Origin of the sequence: Rhizobium sp. N122, assembly GCF_002211295.1 — a bacterium.
In the GTDB taxonomy this organism is placed as follows: domain Bacteria; phylum Pseudomonadota; class Alphaproteobacteria; order Rhizobiales; family Rhizobiaceae; genus Rhizobium.
The window spans coordinates 92,180-108,528 of record NZ_LOKU01000078.1; the positions used below are offsets into that span (position 1 = coordinate 92,180).

Consider the following 16,349-nt stretch of genomic DNA (forward strand, 5'->3'; position numbering starts at 1 on the left):
GCTGTCAGGCCGGTTCTCGCAGGCACCGCAATCCAGAAAGGGTCGTCAGCGCGGTCACGCAGACATAACCCACGAGCGGCCAGGCGCTGTCGCCGCCGAGCAGAAGCACGAACAAGGTTCCGGCAAAGCTGACGATGATGCTCTGGATGCACGAATAGAACGCGACGGCCGTTCCTGCCATGTCCCCAAAGGCGTCGAGCGCACCATTGGCGGTGACCGCTGTGGCTAGGACGATGCCGATTGCGATGATCCACATCGGCCCGACGAAGCTGAGAAGCGAAGGCTGCAGAAACAACTCGCCGAAGGCCAGCAGCGCGGCTCCGAAAAGCAGCAAGGCCATGCCTCTGGCAAGGCTGCCGGCAATGCCCCAGCGCATGACGAAGCGCTTGGTGAACCGCGCCGTCACGACCATTGCCAGCGCCACCGTGGCAAAGGCGACGCTGAAGCCGATGCCGGAGAAGCCGGCTTTATCGATCAGGATCCGGGGTGCAGTCGAGAAAAAGACGAAGAAGGCGCCCATCGCCGCGCTGAAGCCGGCTGTATAGACCCAGAACGGAGAGCTTTTGAGGATTAAGCGCAGAGCGATCTTCGCGGGGGCCGCTGGACGGGTCTCATGCCACCGCATGCCGGCGTTAAGAAGGGTGGCAACCGACAGCAGGCTGATGACGAGAAAAATGGCGCGCCAGCCGAGGTGATCGGCGATCAGGGCTCCGGCGATCGGGCCCAATGCGGGCACGAAGGACAGGATGGAGCCGAGAAGGCTATAGATCGTGCTGCTTTCGGGGCGCCCGGCGTAAACGTCACGCACGGTTGCGAAGGTCGCGACCATGGCCGCCGACGCGCCGATGGCCTGCAGCAACCTCAAGGCCACGAAGAGCGGTGCGGAGGAGGCGCCGGCAAGCAGGAGTGAGGCAGCGGCGAAGAGTGCCGCCCCGCCGAGCAGAACGGGCCGCCGCCCGACGATATCGGAGACGGGACCGAAGACGATCTGTCCGGCACCGAGCACAAGCATGTAGAGGCTGAGGGTCAGTTGGATGACCGCAGGCGAGGTGCCGAGCGCCTCCGGCATCGTCGGCACGACCGGCAGATAGATGTCCATGGCAAGCGAGGCCAGGATGTCGAAAGGCGCCATCAGCAGCAAGGCTGCCGGCAGGGAATAGGTCCAGCGCTGGATTTTGGGATAAGACATGGGAAAGAACCCGCTCAAATGATTTTCATTCGGCGGCGATCTGTCTCTTCATCAGTATCAGGATTGGCCGGACAGACGCCGCAACAACAGGGCAGAGTTGTTGCGGCCTATTTGTCTGCGGACTTGGTTGTTCCCATCATGCGCCCCTGACTGCGGCTCCGCTCATTCCCGAAGCCCCTTTGCTCCTATCTAGCAGCGTAGCCAAGGCTCGACAACTGAGCATGCCTCCTCCGGCGCCGGTGATGCGGATAAAAGCGGTGGTTTAGTAAAATTTTTTCTAAAAGTAATACTTGCAGAAAATACCACGACTGCCTATGCAAGGCCGGGTTGCAGATTCGCTCCTTTTCGCCGGCGTTAGCATCATATTTTTGGGAATATTTGAGTGATTTACCGAAGAGAGATTGACGGCCTGCGGGCGGCCGCGGTGATGCCTGTCATTCTGTTTCATGCGGGCTTCAGTTTCTTCAGCGGCGGCTTCATCGGTGTCGATGTTTTCTTCGTGATCAGCGGCTTTTTGATCACCTCGATCATCCTTGAGGAGATGCGCAACGGCACCTTCTCGCTGGCGGCATTCTATGAGCGCCGCGCTCGCCGGCTCCTGCCGGCCCTGTTTCTCGTCGTCCTGTGCTCTCTGCCCTTCGCCTGGCTCTGGGTCATGCCGGAGGAGTTTCGCGCCTTCTCCGACAGCCTGATTGCCACCAGTCTTTCCGGGGCCAACTTCCTGTTCTGGTTCAAGAGCGGTTATTTCGCACCGGAAGCCGGAGAGGTGCCGCTGCTCCACATCTGGAGCCTCGCCGTCGAAGAGCAGTATTACATGTTCTTTCCGCTCCTCGTCATGGTGATGTGGAAGCGCAAGCCGAGTTGGATGTTTGCGGTCCTGGTTGCGATCGCGTGTGCCAGCCTTGCCTACAGCGAGTGGGCCTCGCGGGTCTTTCCCTCGGCCAATTTCTATTTCCTGCCCTCGCGGGCCTGGGAGTTTCTGGCCGGATCGATCTGCAGCTTGGTGCAGTCGAAGGGGCAGAAGCGCGGCAGCGATCCGTTGTCGCTGCTGGGGTTCGGCATGATCGCCTTCTCCGTCTTCTATTTCGACGAAACCTCGCCGATTCCCTCCACGCTCGCCCTGGTTCCCGTGATCGGCGCGATGCTCGTGCTGCTCTATGCACGACAGGGAACCTGGGTGGCGGCACTGCTTTCGACCCGCATCTTCACCATGATCGGGCAGATCAGCTACAGCGCCTATCTCTGGCACCAGCCGCTTTTTGCCTTTGCGCGGATCCGCAGTATCGATCCGCCGTCGCTCGCTGTGATGGGCGCTCTTGCCTGCCTTTCTCTTATGCTCGCCTATATCTCCTGGCGTTTCGTCGAGCAGCCGTTCCGCCGCGGCGAGCGCCGGTTGCTGCCGTCCACCCGCAGCCTGGTCGCATCCGTATCCCTGGTGCTTGCAGCCTTCATCGCCTTCGGCATCTACGGCCACGACACACGCGGCATTCCATGGCGGCTGCCGGCGCCGATCAAGGAATTCATGGCGGACAATGATTGGAGCAAGACCTGCCTTATCGAGGGCGCGTCGGGCTGGGATGCGATGCCGATCGAGGACTGCGTATTCAACGGCAACCACGCCCAGACTTACGCCATCCTCGGAGATTCCCTGGCCTCGTCGCTGACACCGGCGCTGGCCAAGCGCCTGGACGGCATGAATATCGGCCTGCAGCAGATCACCCACAGCTTCTGTGCGCCGGTCGCCGACGTCTCAATGGTCCCCCACCAGGCGCACGACTGCGGCGCCTTCAACGCTGCGGCGATCGACTATCTCGTCAAGAGCAAGGTGAAAACGGTCTTCCTCGCCGCCTCATGGAAGATCTTTTTCGAGCAATCCCGGTACATCTTCAACGGCGAAGAGGTCGCGACATCAGACGTGGGACAGAGGTTGAGGGATGCTTTCGACAAAACCGTCGGCGCGCTGACATCGGCCGGCATCCGCGTCGTCATCGTCTATCCTCATCCGCGCGGCGACACGGAGATCGCCGCCAAGGTCGCGAAACTGATGCACAAGGGCACGCCGGCGCCGACGATCACGATCGCCCAGGATGAATTTCTCCAGCAATCGTCGCCTTCCTACGCCTATCTCGACGATCCCAAAGACAGGCATGTCCTACGCGTCGATCCGGCCAGGATTTTCTGTGGGAGAGAGGCGGGGCGGTGCGATCTGGCGCGGGACGGCAAGACGTTCATTTCCGACAAAGTGCATTTCACCCCGGCGGGTGCGGAAGCCGTCGCCGACGAAATCCTGGTCGCTCTCAGGCAAGACGACGTGGTGGATGGAAACGGCGTGGCCGCCCTTTCTTCCGACTGATGCACGTCGCGTGGGGCGAACCAAGGCGCGTCGCTATCTATTAGACGCGCTGCTTCTGCTTTTGTTTGACCCACACCGTTACCGCGGAACCGCAGCGCGGTTTTGCGCGGGATGTTTTGGCGTCCTGAAGCGCGCGCGTGGCAGTGGTTCTGCCCTTTTAAGCCGATTGCACAATAAAAAAGGCCGGGTTGCCCCGGCCTTCGTAATTCCGTCTGTTCGAAGCGATTAACGCTTGGAGAACTGGAAGGAGCGGCGAGCCTTGGCCTTGCCGTACTTCTTACGTTCGACGACGCGGCTGTCGCGGGTCAGGAAGCCGCCCTTCTTCAGCACCGAGCGCAGGCCCGGTTCGAAGTAGGTGAGCGCCTTGGACAGACCGTGGCGAACAGCACCGGCCTGGCCGGAGAGGCCGCCGCCGGCAACGGTTGCGACGATGTCGAACTGGCCGTCACGGGCAGCCGCAACGATCGGCTGACGCAGGATCATCTGCAGCACCGGACGGGCGAAATATTCCGCGAATTCCTTGCCGTTGACGATGATCTTGCCGGAGCCCGGCTTGACCCAGACGCGGGCGACAGCGTTCTTGCGCTTGCCGGTCGCGTAGGAGCGGCCGAGCGAGTCGACCTTGCGGACGTGGGCCGGAGCAGCAGCTTCGGAAGCCGTGCCGAGATCCTTCAGGGAGGAGAGGTCAGCCATGATCAGGCGCTCCTTACATTCTTTTTGTTGAGCGCGGCAACGTCGAGGGCGACCGGCTGCTGGGCTTCATGGGGATGGTTGGAGCCGGCGTAGACGCGCAGGTTCTTCATCTGGCGACGGCCGAGTGGGCCGCGCGGAACCATGCGTTCGACGGCCTTTTCGAGGACGCGCTCCGGGAAGCGGCCTTCGATGATCTGGCGCGCGGTGCGTTCCTTGATGCCGCCGGCAAAGCCGGTGTGCCAGTAGTAGACCTTGTCGGAATACTTCTTGCCGGTGAAAACGACCTTGTCGGCATTGATGACGATGACGTTGTCGCCGTCGTCAACGTGGGGCGTGAAGGTTGCCTTGTGCTTGCCGCGCAGGCGCATAGCGATGATGGAAGCGAGACGGCCAACGACCAGCCCTTCGGCGTCGATGATCACCCACTTCTTCTCCACCTCTGCAGGCTTCTGGGAGAAGGTTGCCATAGTGAATACTCTCTTTTGAGACCCTTGGCCCGAGGGCTTGAAGGGCGTTTCTTGTTGCTTGAATTGACAGGCTTGCAGCATGCCAAAAAGAAAGCAGCCCGGACAGGCTGCGTTCTGGCGCGGTGTATAAAGGGAATGTGACATGGGGTCAACATCGACGTTCCCGAGGTTTTGAAAAAAATACAAGCAGAAACAATAGGTTAATAGTATGGTATTATGTTACCTCAAATTTGGCGACTGGAATCTGCCGTATTTGGTGTTGGCGTCACCTGTGGCGGGCTTAAACCCGCCGGCCGCGAAAGCGTACGCGACCGCCGAGAGCTGCCGCTAATCCTCGAAGGCGCGCAGGCATTTCATCATTTCGCGAAGGCCGCGTGTCAGATGTTTGTCGCGGCGCAGAACCATCCCGAGGCGGCGCGTGAGCTTAGGCCGCAGCGATGATGTCGTCACGAGGCCGGCGCGGTCGCGCTTTACCGCCAGCCCCGGCAGGATCGACCAGCCGAGCCCGACGGCTACCAGTTCCTTGATCGCCTCGATGCTGCCGAACTCCATCGCCGGCCGGATCCTAGTGTCCGGGGCGGCCAGCCACGCGTCGATCGCTCGCCTGGTATTGCCGCCCTCATACAGCAGCAGCGTCCTGTCGCGCATGAAGGCGGCGTCCGGTCCGCCTTCGGGCATGCGGCTACCGGCCGGCGCCACGGCCAGCAATTCCTCTTCGTAGAACGGTTCGATCTCAAGGTTCCGTCCCGAGGCCGGCAGCGCGATGACGGCGATATCGAGGCTGTTGGCTTCCAAATCACGCAAGATGTCGTCGGCATTGCCGATATGGACGGTGATTTCGAGGCCGGGCATGGATTTGCGGGCGGCGGCAATGGCGCGGGGAAGCAGATGGATCGACGCGGTGCCGCCGCTGCCGATGCGCACGCGGCCGCTGGCGCCATCCCGATAGGGCATCATCGCTTCCTCGGCGGTCGCCGCGTCCTGGAGCAGGCGCCTTGCATGCGCCAGCAGATCGAGGCCCGCCGCGGTCGGCTGCGCCCGCCGTCCGACGCGCTCGATCAGCCGAACGCCGAGCCGCTGTTCGAGCCCCTTGACCTGCAGGCTGACGGCCGGCTGCGTCAGTCCTTCCTTGTCGGCCGCGGCCGTAAAGCTTCCGAGATCGGCGACGTTGACGAAGGTTGCAAGCTGATCGAGGCTGAGCGCCATACCAAAGGAATCCTTATGTATCTCATAATATCCATAAGCTTCCTTCGCAGCATTCTCCAGCGCATTTCTTCCGTCGAGGAAAGGAAGACGAAATGGCCTTGGAATTGAGCGAGAGACTCGAAACGCCGCGCGATATCGCTCGGTCGAAGATTGGCGGGATGGCGCGCCGGGGCCGATGGCTGCTTGCGGCCGTCGAGCATCGCCTGGAAAAGCGCCGCAGCCGCCGCACGCTGTGCGAACTCACCGAGGACGAGCTTCGCGACATCGGCCTGACCCGTGCACAGGCCAAGGCCGAAATATCGAAATCCTGGTTCTGGTCCTGACCAAGAGGGCTTGCGCGAAAAGCGTGGATGCCGCTCGAAATTGCCGGCGCCTTGTGGCAATACCTCAGTCTGGAAATCGAGCGCAGGGAGCAGCATCATGGCCGAAATCGTATCCTTCCCGGAGGCAGGCAAAGCGGATGGATTGCTGCTCCGCTCGTCGCGCGACGGCGTGCTGCGTCTCGTGCTCAACGACCCGCCGGCCAATGCGCTGTCGATCGCCCTTCTCCAAGCGCTGATCGCCGAGCTCGACAAGGCCGGATCGGATGCGAGCGTGTGCGTCGTCGTCATCGCCTCGACCGGCAATGTCTTTTCCGCCGGCCATGATCTCAAGGAACTCACCGCCCATCGTGCCGATGCGGATCAGGGAGCCGGTTTCTTCGAGAGGGCCTTCCGGCTCTGCGCCGATCTGATGCTGAAGATCGCGCATCTGCCGAAACCGGTCATCGCCGAGATCGATGGGCTGGCGACGGCGGCCGGCTGCCAGCTCGTCGCCTCCTGCGATCTGGCGATCTGCACGGACACGTCGACATTCTGCACGCCGGGCGTCAATATCGGCCTGTTCTGCTCGACCCCGATGGTCGCCGTTTCCCGGGCCGCCCATCGCAAACAGGCGATGGAGATGCTGCTGACCGGCGAGACCATCGACGCCTCCACAGCCAAGGATTTCGGCCTCGTCAACCGCATCGTGCCGAAGCAGTATCTGGCGCAGGTCGTCTCCAAATATGCCGGCGTGATCGCCAGCAAGTCGCCTCTGACCCTGAAGATCGGCAAGGAAGCCTTCTATCGGCAGCTCGAGCTGCCGGTCGAGGCAGCCTATGATCATGCCGCCAAAGTGATGGTCGAGAACATGCTGACGCGCGATGCCGAGGAAGGCATCGGTGCCTTTCTCGGCAAGCGCTTGCCGGAATGGAAAGGCGAATGATTACGTCAGTTTCAGAACCAGCCCGCCAATGGCGATGACGACGCCGGCGACGTAGCGCCAGACGCTGGCCTTTTCCTTGAAGACGGTAATCGAGATCACCAGCGCAAAGAGGATCGCGGTTTCGCGCAGGGCCGCAACGGTTGCGACCGGGGCTTTCGTCATCGCCCAGAGTGCCAGTCCGTAAGAGGCGATCGAGCCTGCACCGCCGATGAGGCCGCGCCACCAGTTGCGACGGACGTGACGCGCCACGGCCAGGGTGCCGCGCTGCGAAACCGCCCAGGAAAACAGCAGCACGGGCGGCAGCAGCGACATCCATAATGTGTAGGACACCGCATTGCCGGAAAGGCGTGCGCCGATGCCGTCGACATAGGTGTAGCTGGCGATGACGCAAGCATTGACAAGCGAGAGGATGACGGCGCGGCTGCTGCCGTGCCGCGCCTCTAGAGCGAGTGTGAGCACGCCGGCGCAGATCGTCATTGTGCCGGCAAGGGCACCGCCGGAAAGATTTTCCTTCAGAATGAAACCGCTTGTCGCGGCAATCAGCAGCGGTGCGCAGCCGCGCATCAGTGGGTAGACGAGGCCGATATCGCCGGCTCGATAGGCGGCGGCGACCAGCTGGAAATAGGCGAATTGCAAGATGGCGGAGGCGCCGATGAACGGCCAGGAGGCGCTGTGCGGCAATGGCAGAAAGGCCAGGAACGGCAGCGCCGAAACCGCGCCGCCAGCCGAGATCAGCGCCGCATCGAGGGATTTGTCGCTGCCGGCTTTGACGATGGCATTCCAGGTCGCATGCAGCAGTGCACCGAAAAGAACGAGCAGGATGACGTCCAGAGGCAAGGGGTAAATCCGGAAATACGGGAGGGAGAGTACGCTTCGCCCGACGGGGCGCACATCTCAAAAGACAACTGGTATTTGCAAGAAAATTAACGCGACGCGGTCACGGATGCGTTCCCACGTCGAATAGCATCCTTTCAACATGCAGACAATGTGCGATCGCCAAGGCAATTTTTACGTGCGCGCGATATGCGTTCAATCCACACGGTCCTTTCAACTATGAGATGTTTCTAATGGACGCGGGAACGTGTGCCGTACCTATCATGAACAAAATGAGAATTGGCATCAGCGAATTCCGCGGCGGATTATTCTATGATGCTGAAATACAGATATTATTCTATAACTTTGATATATGTGGAAATTAAAGCTGCTGATTGCAATATCGAAAATAAATCGCCGTGCGCGATTGAGTTCCAGCCCTTACGCAAGCGCGATGGGCGCGACGCTTCAGCCTCCGCTGCTTCTGAGAAAACATCAGAGCTGATAGTGCGGAACGAACAGCATCCCGTCCAGGTTGTCTATGTTCTGGCAGTTCAGAACCGGGCAGCGGGGATCGTCTTTCGAGGGGATGTGCGTCCACTCCGCATAATCGGTCGCGTCGCAATAATGGCTGTTGCGGACGTAACGATCATAAAGGGGCAGACCGCGACGAGACTGGTATCGGAAGATGACGGCGCCCTGATTGTGGATAGCGGCGCGCACGCTGGCGCAGCTCATGGTCAGCGGATTGTAGCGTGAGATCGCCAGCGCCGGCGATGCGGCGAGCACGAGCACGAGGGCAAGAGCGATTTTTTTCATCGAATTATCCTCCGGGAGCACCCAATTCATATATACGGCAAAGACACGCAGCCGGTTTCACCTAAACGCAAAAAAACCGCAGGCCGCAGCCTTCGGGAGTGGAGACGCGAACATGAACCACGACAGCTACACGGATGACTATCTCGCCGGAATCCTGCATTCGGTAAAGACCATCGCGCTGACCGGCGCTTCGCCCAATCCGGCGCGGCCGAGCAACGGCGTCATGGGTTATCTGCTGTCGCGCGGCTACGAGGTCATTCCCGTCAACCCGGGGCAGGCGGGCAAACAGATCCAGGGCCGCACCGTCTATGCCCGGCTCGCCGACATTCCCGTGCCGATCGACATGGTCGACGTGTTCCGCGCCGCTGAATATCTGGACGGTGTTGTCGAGGAGGCCTTGGCGCTGAGGCCGTTGCCGAAGATCATCTGGGCCCAGCTCGGCGTCCGCGACGATGCGGCTGCGGCAAAGGCGGAAGCCGCCGGCATCAAGGTGGTGATGGACCGCTGCCCGGCGATCGAATATCCCCGTCTCATTGCCTGAGTTGCGGTCTGGAGAGACGGATTTTCCACCGAACGCCATTGGGTTGAAACGGATCGCGATTAACTTTCGTCTTTAAGCGGCTATGATCCCGTCCGTCAGCAATAATTGGAGGACGACATGGCCAAGAACGATCCGGGATTCAACACGTTGGCGATCCATGCCGGCGCTCAGCCCGACCCGGCGACCGGCGCGCGGGTAACACCGATCTATCAGACGACCGCCTTCGTCTTCAATGATTCCGATCACGCGGCCGCCCTCTTCGGCCTGCAGGCCTTCGGCAACATCTACACCCGCATCATGAACCCGACCCAGGCCGTGCTCGAGGAGCGCGTCGCAGCGCTCGAAGGCGGCACGGCGGCGCTTGCCGTCGCCTCCGGCCATGCGGCGCAGATGATCGTCTTCCACACCATCATGCGCCCCGGCGAGAATTTCATCGCCGCCAACAGACTCTACGGCGGCTCGATCAACCAATTCGGCCACGCCTTCGAGAATTTCGGCTGGCAGGTGCGCTGGGCCGATCCCGCCGACCCGGCAAGCTTCGAAAGCCAGATCGACGACAAGACGCGCGGCATCTTCATCGAAAGCCTGGCCAATCCCGGCGGCACCTTCGTCGATATCGCCGCCATTGCCGATGTCGCCCATCGCAACGGCCTGCCGCTGATCGTCGACAATACGATGGCAACTCCCTATCTCATCCGCCCGCTCGAACACGGCGCCGATATCGTCGTGCATTCGCTGACGAAGTTTCTCGGCGGCCACGGCAATTCCATGGGCGGCCTTATCGTCGACGGCGGTACCTTCGACTGGTCGAAATCGGGCAATTACCCGATGCTGTCGAGCCCGCGGCCGGAATATAACGGCATGGTCCTGCACGCGACCTTCGGCAATTTCGCCTTTGCGATCGCTGCCCGCGTGCTCGGCCTGCGCGATCTCGGGCCGGCGATCTCGCCCTTCAACGCCTTCCTGATCCTGACCGGCATCGAGACGCTGCCGCTGCGCATGCAGCGCCACAGCGACAATGCGATCGCGGTGGCAAAATGGCTCAAGGCCCACAGCAAAATCGCCTGGGTGAACTATGCCGGCCTCGACGACGATCCGAACCACGCCCTGCAGCAGCGCTACTCGCCGAAAGGCGCCGGTTCCGTCTTCACCTTCGGCGTCGAGGGCGGTTACGAGGCAGGCAAGGCGCTGGTCGAGGGGCTGCAGCTCTTCTCCCATCTTGCCAATATCGGCGACACCCGCTCGCTCGTCATCCATCCCGCCTCGACGACGCACCGGCAGTTGAGCGACGAGCAGAAGACCTCAGCCGGCGCCGGACCGGATGTGGTCCGCCTCTCCGTCGGCATCGAGGACGTCAAGGACATCATCGCCGATCTCGAACAGGCGCTCTCGAAGATCTGAAGTCGGAGGTCCTGACCATGACTCATTTCATCACCTTCAGCATTGACGGCGTCGAGCCGGAGTTCGGCGCTCCGGAGGCCGGCCGGATCATCTCCGGCGATCCGCAATTTCGCACCTGGAGCCTGGAGGAGGCCGAAGGTGGCCTCTATTCCGGGGTTTGGGAGGCAACGCCGGGCAAGTGGCGAATCGTCTACGAGGAATGGGAATATTTCAGCCTGCTGTCCGGCCATTCGATCGTGACCGAGGACGGCGGCGAGCCGGTTCATCTGAAGACGGGCGACCGGATGATCCTGAGACCCGGCTTCAGGGGAACGTGGGAAGTCGTTGAAACGACTCGCAAGGACTATGTGATCAAGGTTTAGGCCGTGCCGGCAAATCGCCGCCGACGATGGCCGGCCTGTCCCGAATTGCGGCGGGGACGGCCGGTCTTTGTGCGAATGACCGCGCCTCTTTCCCAGATAGAACGCTTTTAACCAATCTCATTAATCGGGCCTACATCGTCAAAATGCTATATCTCGTCCGCAGCGCATAGCGGACATGATGTCTCCTGCCGTCTCACAGACATGGCCTTGCAATCAATCTTTTGCGGAATTTGCATGTCGACCCTTGCAGGTAGGTACGTTCGGACTCAAACGTCCTCCATCATCGCGACAACGGTCTGCTTCCTCGTCGTCGCCCTCGTCCTGACCGGCCTGATGGCGCATGTCGTCGTCACAATGACCCGGTCGGCAAATGAGATCGATGATGCGCGGGCCACGCGCGCTGCCCGTGCGGCGATCTCAGCCTTTGTGGCGCGCCTGAGCGGGACGACGACGGACAATGCCATATGGGACGATGCCTATAGTGCAGCCTCGTCTCCGACCGCCGCCGCTTGGGCCTATGAAAATTGGGGAAAGACCAGTGAGGATTACGCGCTCTATGACGGCGCGGTCGTCATCGGTCCCGACCGGACTTCGATCGTCTCCGCATATGCCAAGGGCAAGCCCTTCGAGCCGACCGCCTTTTTCGGCGAAGGCTTTTTTCGGCAGACCAACGCGGCTGCCGATCCGGCCCGGGCGCCGCTCGTCAATTTCATCAAGACCGAAAACGGCATCGCCCTGCTCGCATCGCAGGCGATCCAGCCATTCCAGACCGCCGGCGAGCTTCCGAAGCTCAGCACGCTGAGTTTCTACAAGGAATTTACGCCCGAGGTTCTCGACACGCTCTCGGACGAACATGAACTCGAAGGCCTGCACCTTGAGACGAAGCCCAGGCCGGAATTTCTGAACACGCCGATCACCGACATCAAAGGCGCCGTCATCGGTTATCTCGTCTGGCCGAGCAAAGCCCCTGGAAGTACGGTGTTCCAGCAGGTAACGCCATATGTGGCGGCCGCCGTCGTCATCCTGGCGCTGTTCCTGATCGGCGTGCTGATGCTCGGCGCATCCGAGACGCGGCGCCTGCGCCAACTGGCGCAAGCAGCACTTTTCGAAGCCGGCCATGACAGCCTGAGCGGTCTGTTGAACAGGCATGGGCTTCTCGGCCTGCTGGAGGAGTTGGAAGGGCTGGGCTCTTCGCCGCCACGGCTCTATCTGGTCGACCTTGACGGCTTCAAGGCCGTCAACGATGCCTGGGGGCATGCGGTCGGCGACGATTTGATCCGGCTGGTCTCGACCGCCCTGGTGGGCTGCCATCCCGAAGTCGTTGCCGCGGCCCGGCTGGGCGGCGACGAATTCGCGCTGGTGCATGTTGGGTCCGCCACCTGCGAAGAGATGGAGAAAACCATTCTGGCGCTGTTTGCCGAGCCCTTCAAAATCGACGGCCGGACGATCGAAGTCGGTGCAAGCATCGGCGCTGCCGCGGGCGACGGAGACATCGAGCCTTTGGAGCTTCTGCGCAGAGCGGATATGGCCCTCTACCGCGCCAAGGCAAACGGCCGAGGCCAGGCGATCGAATACGACCCCGAACTGGACGAGGAGCGCCAACGGATCGCCGAGCTGGAAGGCCTTTTGAAAGGCGCCATCAGCACTGGTGCGATCGAGGCCGTTTTCCAGCCTCTCGTTTCTGCCACGACAGGCGCTGTCACCGGTCTCGAAGCGCTGGCGCGCTGGCGAACGCCGACAGGGCACATCAGCCCGGAGATTTTCATCCCGCTCGCCGAGCGGTGCGGTCTCATCGATGCGCTCGGCGTGCACATGCTGAGAACATCGATCGAGCATGCCAGGAGCTGGCCCGATCTGGCATTGTCGGTCAACGTCTCGCCGATCCAGCTCTGCAATCCCGAATTTGCCGCCGAAGTGATTTCGGTCCTGCAGGAGCTCGATTTCAATCCAAAGCGCCTGACGCTGGAGATCACCGAAGGCGTCCTGATGACGAATCCGGATCAGGCCCGGCGGTCGATAGACCAGCTCAAGCGCGTCGGCATAAAGTTCGCGCTTGACGACTTTGGCTGCGGCTACGCCAGCATTGGCGCCTTGCGGCAGTTCGGGTTCGATCGCATGAAGATCGACCGCTCGCTTGTGTCCGCTCTCGATGAAGGTGCCAACGGCGCCGATGTGCTTCGGGCAACCATTTCCCTGGCAACCGCTTTGCAGATCCCGGTGACCGCCGAAGGCATCGAGACCAGCCGCCAGGCGACGATCTTGCGAGAGGCCGGCTGCGATCAGCTTCAGGGATATCTGATTGGCAGGCCTATGTCGGCCCGTGATATATCCAGCAAGCTGGAAGAGGAGTCGGCCGCCTGACGCCGCGGATTTCGTGGCATATGCTCCGATCAGGCGTACCAACCAGCAGGCTTTCCGCATCGATCGCCACATTTTCGGGCATGGCCGTCGCCGGCCCATGCGGCGGCTGTCCCGATAAGTTTTGTCAATCCGCGTTTCAACCAAAAGGCTGAGGCTGCGGTATCACCGGCCGCTGCGGCTGATCAGCGCTTCCGAACGGGTCACCACCGCAGGTCCAGCCGGTCGAGCCCGTGGAAATGGTAGACGTCCTTGACCACGGGCGTCTTTGCCAGCTTCAGGCCGGCAAGCCTTGCGAACAGGATCGGCAGCACGACGTTGAGTTCCAGCCGCGCCAGCGGCGCGCCGATGCAGAAATGGATCCCGGCGCCGAAGGAAAGGTTTGCCGCCTCGTTGCGATCGGGCCGGAAGGTGAGGGGATCGGAAAATTTCGCCGGGTCGAGGTTGGCGGCGGCCAGAATCAGGCTCACCTTGTCGCCGCGCTGGAACGAGACGCCGTCGATTTCGGCCGGCTCGAGGGCCCAGCGCTGAAAGATGTGGACCGGCGCGCAGATGCGCAGGGTTTCCTCGACGGTGCGCTCCGTCGTCGCCTCGTCGCGGAAGAGCGTTGCCGGATCCGAGCCGCTCTCGAGAATGGTGCGCACGGAATTGCCGATCTGGTGCACGGTCGCCTCGTGCCCGGCATTGAGCAGCACGATCGTCGTCGAGATCAGCTCTTCCTCTGTGAGATACTGCCCCTTGTGCTCGGTATGGATCATGTGGGTCAGCAGGTCGTCGCGCGGCTCGGCGCGGCGTTCCGTGACGACGGTCCTGACGTAGTCGGAAAATTCCTTCGCCGCCCGTTCGGCCTCGTCTTCCTGGGCGCGCGTGCGGCCGAACATGTACATGCGGACATAGGCGTGCGACCAGGCGAGCAGCTGCGGCCCCATCTCCTCGGGAATGCCGATCATCCGCGCGATCATCGTCACCGGGACGATGTCGGCAAAGGCGGAGAGCAGCTCGACCTCGCCCTGGTCGGCAAAGCCGTCGATCAGCCGGTTGGCGAGGTCGGCAAGTTCCGGCTTCATCTTTTCGACATGGCGAGAGACGAAGGCGCGGTTGACGAGCGTGCGCAGCCGCGTGTGCTCCGGCGGTTCGAGTTCGAGCAGCGAATACCGTTCCGAGAGATCGAAATTTTCAAGATGCGGCATCGGCTCGGCAAGCCCCAGCTCCTCGCGGCTGGCGATATGCAGGATCTGCCGGCCGAAGCGGCGGTCGCGCAGCAGCCCGTTCACATGGTCGTAGCCGGTGAAGAACCACTGCTTCTGCTCGCGCCAGTAGAATGTCGGGCAATGGGCGTGCAGCGCGGCATAGACGGCATTCGGGTTGCCGTAGAAGGCCGGATTGCGGGCATCCAGCGAGACATGTCGGTTGGATGGATCGATCGAGAGAAAGGGCGGTATCGTCATGACCCGAAGGCTTAGCGGATTTGCCGGCCCACGGAAAGATGGCGGGGTGAGGGCGGGCGATCCTGAAACGACGCGCCCGCGGGACGCGCCGATCGCATTAAAATCCGTGCCTAACCCCGGGGATTGATTCCGGTTTTCCGGTTAGCCGGCCCGCGACAGCGTGCCCATGCGCCGCAGTGCCTCGACCTGGTCGTCGACCGTCGGCACGAGTTCGCCGGCGGTGGTGCTCGGCGTCGCCGGTGCCGGGGATGCCGCCTCGGCTTCGCCGAAAGTGACGGTGCAGTTGCGGCCGGCGCCCTTCGCCGCGTAGAGCGCCCGGTCGGCGGCCGAGATCAGCTTGTCGATATTGGCTTCGATCGAGGAGGCAAGCGCGATGCCGATGCTGACGGTGGCCGGGACGATCGCTTCGCCGGTGCTGACGGGCAGGCGGCAGAATTCGGTGCGGATCGCTTCGGCGATCGCCTCGGCTTCGGTCTGGTCGGTGACCGCGGCGAAGGCTGCGAACTCCTCGCCGCCCATGCGACCGAAGATGCTGTTCGGAATATACTGGCGGGCCATGCGCGCGAATGCGATCAGCACGGCGTCGCCGGACTGGTGGCCGAAACGGTCGTTGACGCGCTTGAAATGGTCGAGATCGAAGAGCATCACCGCGACCTGGCGCTGCTCGTCATGAGCTTTTTCCCGGATGGCGTCGAAATAGCCGATGAGGCCGCGGCGGTTAAGCACGCCGGTCAGCGAATCGGTCAGGGTGAGGGCGCGCAGGTGCCGTTCGGAACGCTCCATGATCAGCCGGCAGGTGAAGGCGAAGGCGATGGTGAGCAGGAAGGCGCTTGCCATGGCCGAGGCGCCGCCGAGATTGGTTGCCTCGATATCGCTCGGCAGCGTCAGCGCCATCGTCAGCGCCGAGCCGAAGCACAGGCAGCCCTGGATGACGAAGACGCCCATCAGCTTGACGCGGGTACGCTCACGGCGCATGTCGCCGGCGGCAACCGCGAGCGCCAGCGCCGTCGCCCCCGTTGCCGAAGCGAGATTGTAGAGCACGACGCGGTTTGAATAGTCGCTGTTGACCCAGGGCAGGAAGACCCCGGCCAGCCAGATCGCCGGCGGCAGCAGCGCCCACCATTCGATCTTCTTGCGGTCGAGCGCCAGAAAGCCCGCCACCCAGGCGCTCTGGCCGAGCAGAGCGACGGCATTGCCGATCTCGATGGACAGCAGGCTGGGCACTTGCCCACGCAGCGCGATCATCGCAAAGCCGATGCCGGTCAGAAGGAAGCCGATGCCCCAATAGAGATAGGCCTCGTTCCTGACATTGTGGCGCCAGGCGACGAACAGCACCAAAGCGAGCGTCATGGCCTCGGAACACCAGATGGCGAGACCTGTAGCGATATTGAACACGGCAGCAACCCCTTGCCCGTCGGCCTGATCAGTCGGCCCGATTTGTTGGCGTGCATCCT

The 16,349-nt window shown here is 62.0% G+C and carries 15 protein-coding genes; 7 read left to right on the forward strand and 8 right to left on the reverse strand.

Annotated elements, in window-relative coordinates:
- Nucleotides 1-4: 4 nt before the first annotated feature.
- Nucleotides 5-1,189 carry a CmlA/FloR family chloramphenicol efflux MFS transporter gene (gene cml / locus ATY75_RS31735; protein WP_088940510.1) on the reverse strand — a complete coding sequence of 395 codons (1,185 nt, stop codon included), beginning with the start codon at nt 1,187-1,189 and terminating at the stop codon, nt 5-7.
- A 382-nt stretch (nt 1,190-1,571) separates the two neighbouring features.
- Between cml and ATY75_RS31740 the strand changes: the two genes are divergently transcribed.
- The gene (locus tag ATY75_RS31740) at nt 1,572-3,542 is read left to right on the forward strand and encodes an acyltransferase family protein (RefSeq protein ID WP_088940511.1); all 1,971 of its coding nucleotides are present in this window, start codon (nt 1,572-1,574) and stop codon (nt 3,540-3,542) included.
- 225 nt (nt 3,543-3,767) lie between these two features.
- Here ATY75_RS31740 and rpsI read toward each other — a convergent pair whose 3' ends face one another.
- The 3 genes from rpsI to ATY75_RS31755 form a co-directional block, all read right to left on the reverse strand.
- The gene (gene rpsI / locus ATY75_RS31745; protein ID WP_009995734.1) at nt 3,768-4,235 is read right to left on the reverse strand and encodes a 30S ribosomal protein S9; all 468 of its coding nucleotides are present in this window, start codon (nt 4,233-4,235) and stop codon (nt 3,768-3,770) included.
- A 2-nt stretch (nt 4,236-4,237) separates the two neighbouring features.
- Complete coding sequence (gene rplM / locus ATY75_RS31750) at nt 4,238-4,702, reverse strand: 50S ribosomal protein L13 (protein WP_010069368.1); 465 nt, start codon at nt 4,700-4,702, stop codon at nt 4,238-4,240.
- Nucleotides 4,703-5,029: 327 nt separating this feature from the next.
- Nucleotides 5,030-5,908: a LysR family transcriptional regulator gene (locus ATY75_RS31755; RefSeq protein WP_064838046.1), complete on the reverse strand. Its 879-nt coding sequence runs from the start codon at nt 5,906-5,908 to the stop codon at nt 5,030-5,032.
- Nucleotides 5,909-6,000: 92 nt separating this feature from the next.
- On the opposite strand from ATY75_RS31755, the gene ATY75_RS31760 reads away from it, so the two are divergent.
- Together ATY75_RS31760 and ATY75_RS31765 are read left to right on the forward strand one after the other, a co-directional pair.
- Nucleotides 6,001-6,231 carry a DUF1127 domain-containing protein gene (locus ATY75_RS31760; RefSeq protein ID WP_064838047.1) on the forward strand — a complete coding sequence of 77 codons (231 nt, stop codon included), beginning with the start codon at nt 6,001-6,003 and terminating at the stop codon, nt 6,229-6,231.
- 97 nt (nt 6,232-6,328) lie between these two features.
- Entirely contained in the window at nt 6,329-7,153 is an 825-nt protein-coding gene (locus tag ATY75_RS31765) for an enoyl-CoA hydratase (protein ID WP_064838048.1), read from the forward strand.
- Here ATY75_RS31765 and ATY75_RS31770 read toward each other — a convergent pair whose 3' ends face one another.
- Both ATY75_RS31770 and ATY75_RS31775 read right to left on the reverse strand, forming a co-directional pair.
- Entirely contained in the window at nt 7,154-7,990 is an 837-nt protein-coding gene (locus ATY75_RS31770) for an EamA family transporter (RefSeq protein ID WP_064838049.1), read from the reverse strand.
- Nucleotides 7,991-8,461: 471 nt separating this feature from the next.
- A complete protein-coding gene (locus ATY75_RS31775) occupies nt 8,462-8,785 on the reverse strand; it encodes a hypothetical protein (protein WP_064838050.1) in 324 nt (107 codons plus the stop codon).
- A gap of 112 nt (nt 8,786-8,897) precedes the next feature.
- On the opposite strand from ATY75_RS31775, the gene ATY75_RS31780 reads away from it, so the two are divergent.
- The 4 genes from ATY75_RS31780 (at nt 8,898) to ATY75_RS31795 (ending at nt 13,450) form a co-directional block, all read left to right on the forward strand.
- Nucleotides 8,898-9,326 carry a CoA-binding protein gene (locus ATY75_RS31780; protein ID WP_064838051.1) on the forward strand — a complete coding sequence of 143 codons (429 nt, stop codon included), beginning with the start codon at nt 8,898-8,900 and terminating at the stop codon, nt 9,324-9,326.
- Nucleotides 9,327-9,443: 117 nt separating this feature from the next.
- Nucleotides 9,444-10,727: an O-acetylhomoserine aminocarboxypropyltransferase gene (locus ATY75_RS31785; RefSeq protein ID WP_088940512.1), complete on the forward strand. Its 1,284-nt coding sequence runs from the start codon at nt 9,444-9,446 to the stop codon at nt 10,725-10,727.
- A 17-nt stretch (nt 10,728-10,744) separates the two neighbouring features.
- The gene (locus ATY75_RS31790; protein ID WP_088940513.1) at nt 10,745-11,089 is read left to right on the forward strand and encodes a cupin domain-containing protein; all 345 of its coding nucleotides are present in this window, start codon (nt 10,745-10,747) and stop codon (nt 11,087-11,089) included.
- A gap of 234 nt (nt 11,090-11,323) precedes the next feature.
- The gene (locus ATY75_RS31795; protein ID WP_088940514.1) at nt 11,324-13,450 is read left to right on the forward strand and encodes an EAL domain-containing protein; all 2,127 of its coding nucleotides are present in this window, start codon (nt 11,324-11,326) and stop codon (nt 13,448-13,450) included.
- A gap of 200 nt (nt 13,451-13,650) precedes the next feature.
- On the opposite strand, the gene ATY75_RS31800 is transcribed toward ATY75_RS31795, so the two are convergent.
- Together ATY75_RS31800 and ATY75_RS31805 are read right to left on the reverse strand one after the other, a co-directional pair.
- Complete coding sequence (locus ATY75_RS31800; RefSeq protein WP_088940515.1) at nt 13,651-14,895, reverse strand: cytochrome P450; 1,245 nt, start codon at nt 14,893-14,895, stop codon at nt 13,651-13,653.
- A gap of 141 nt (nt 14,896-15,036) precedes the next feature.
- The gene (locus ATY75_RS31805; protein ID WP_088940628.1) at nt 15,037-16,290 is read right to left on the reverse strand and encodes a GGDEF domain-containing protein; all 1,254 of its coding nucleotides are present in this window, start codon (nt 16,288-16,290) and stop codon (nt 15,037-15,039) included.
- Nucleotides 16,291-16,349: the final 59 nt, after the last annotated feature.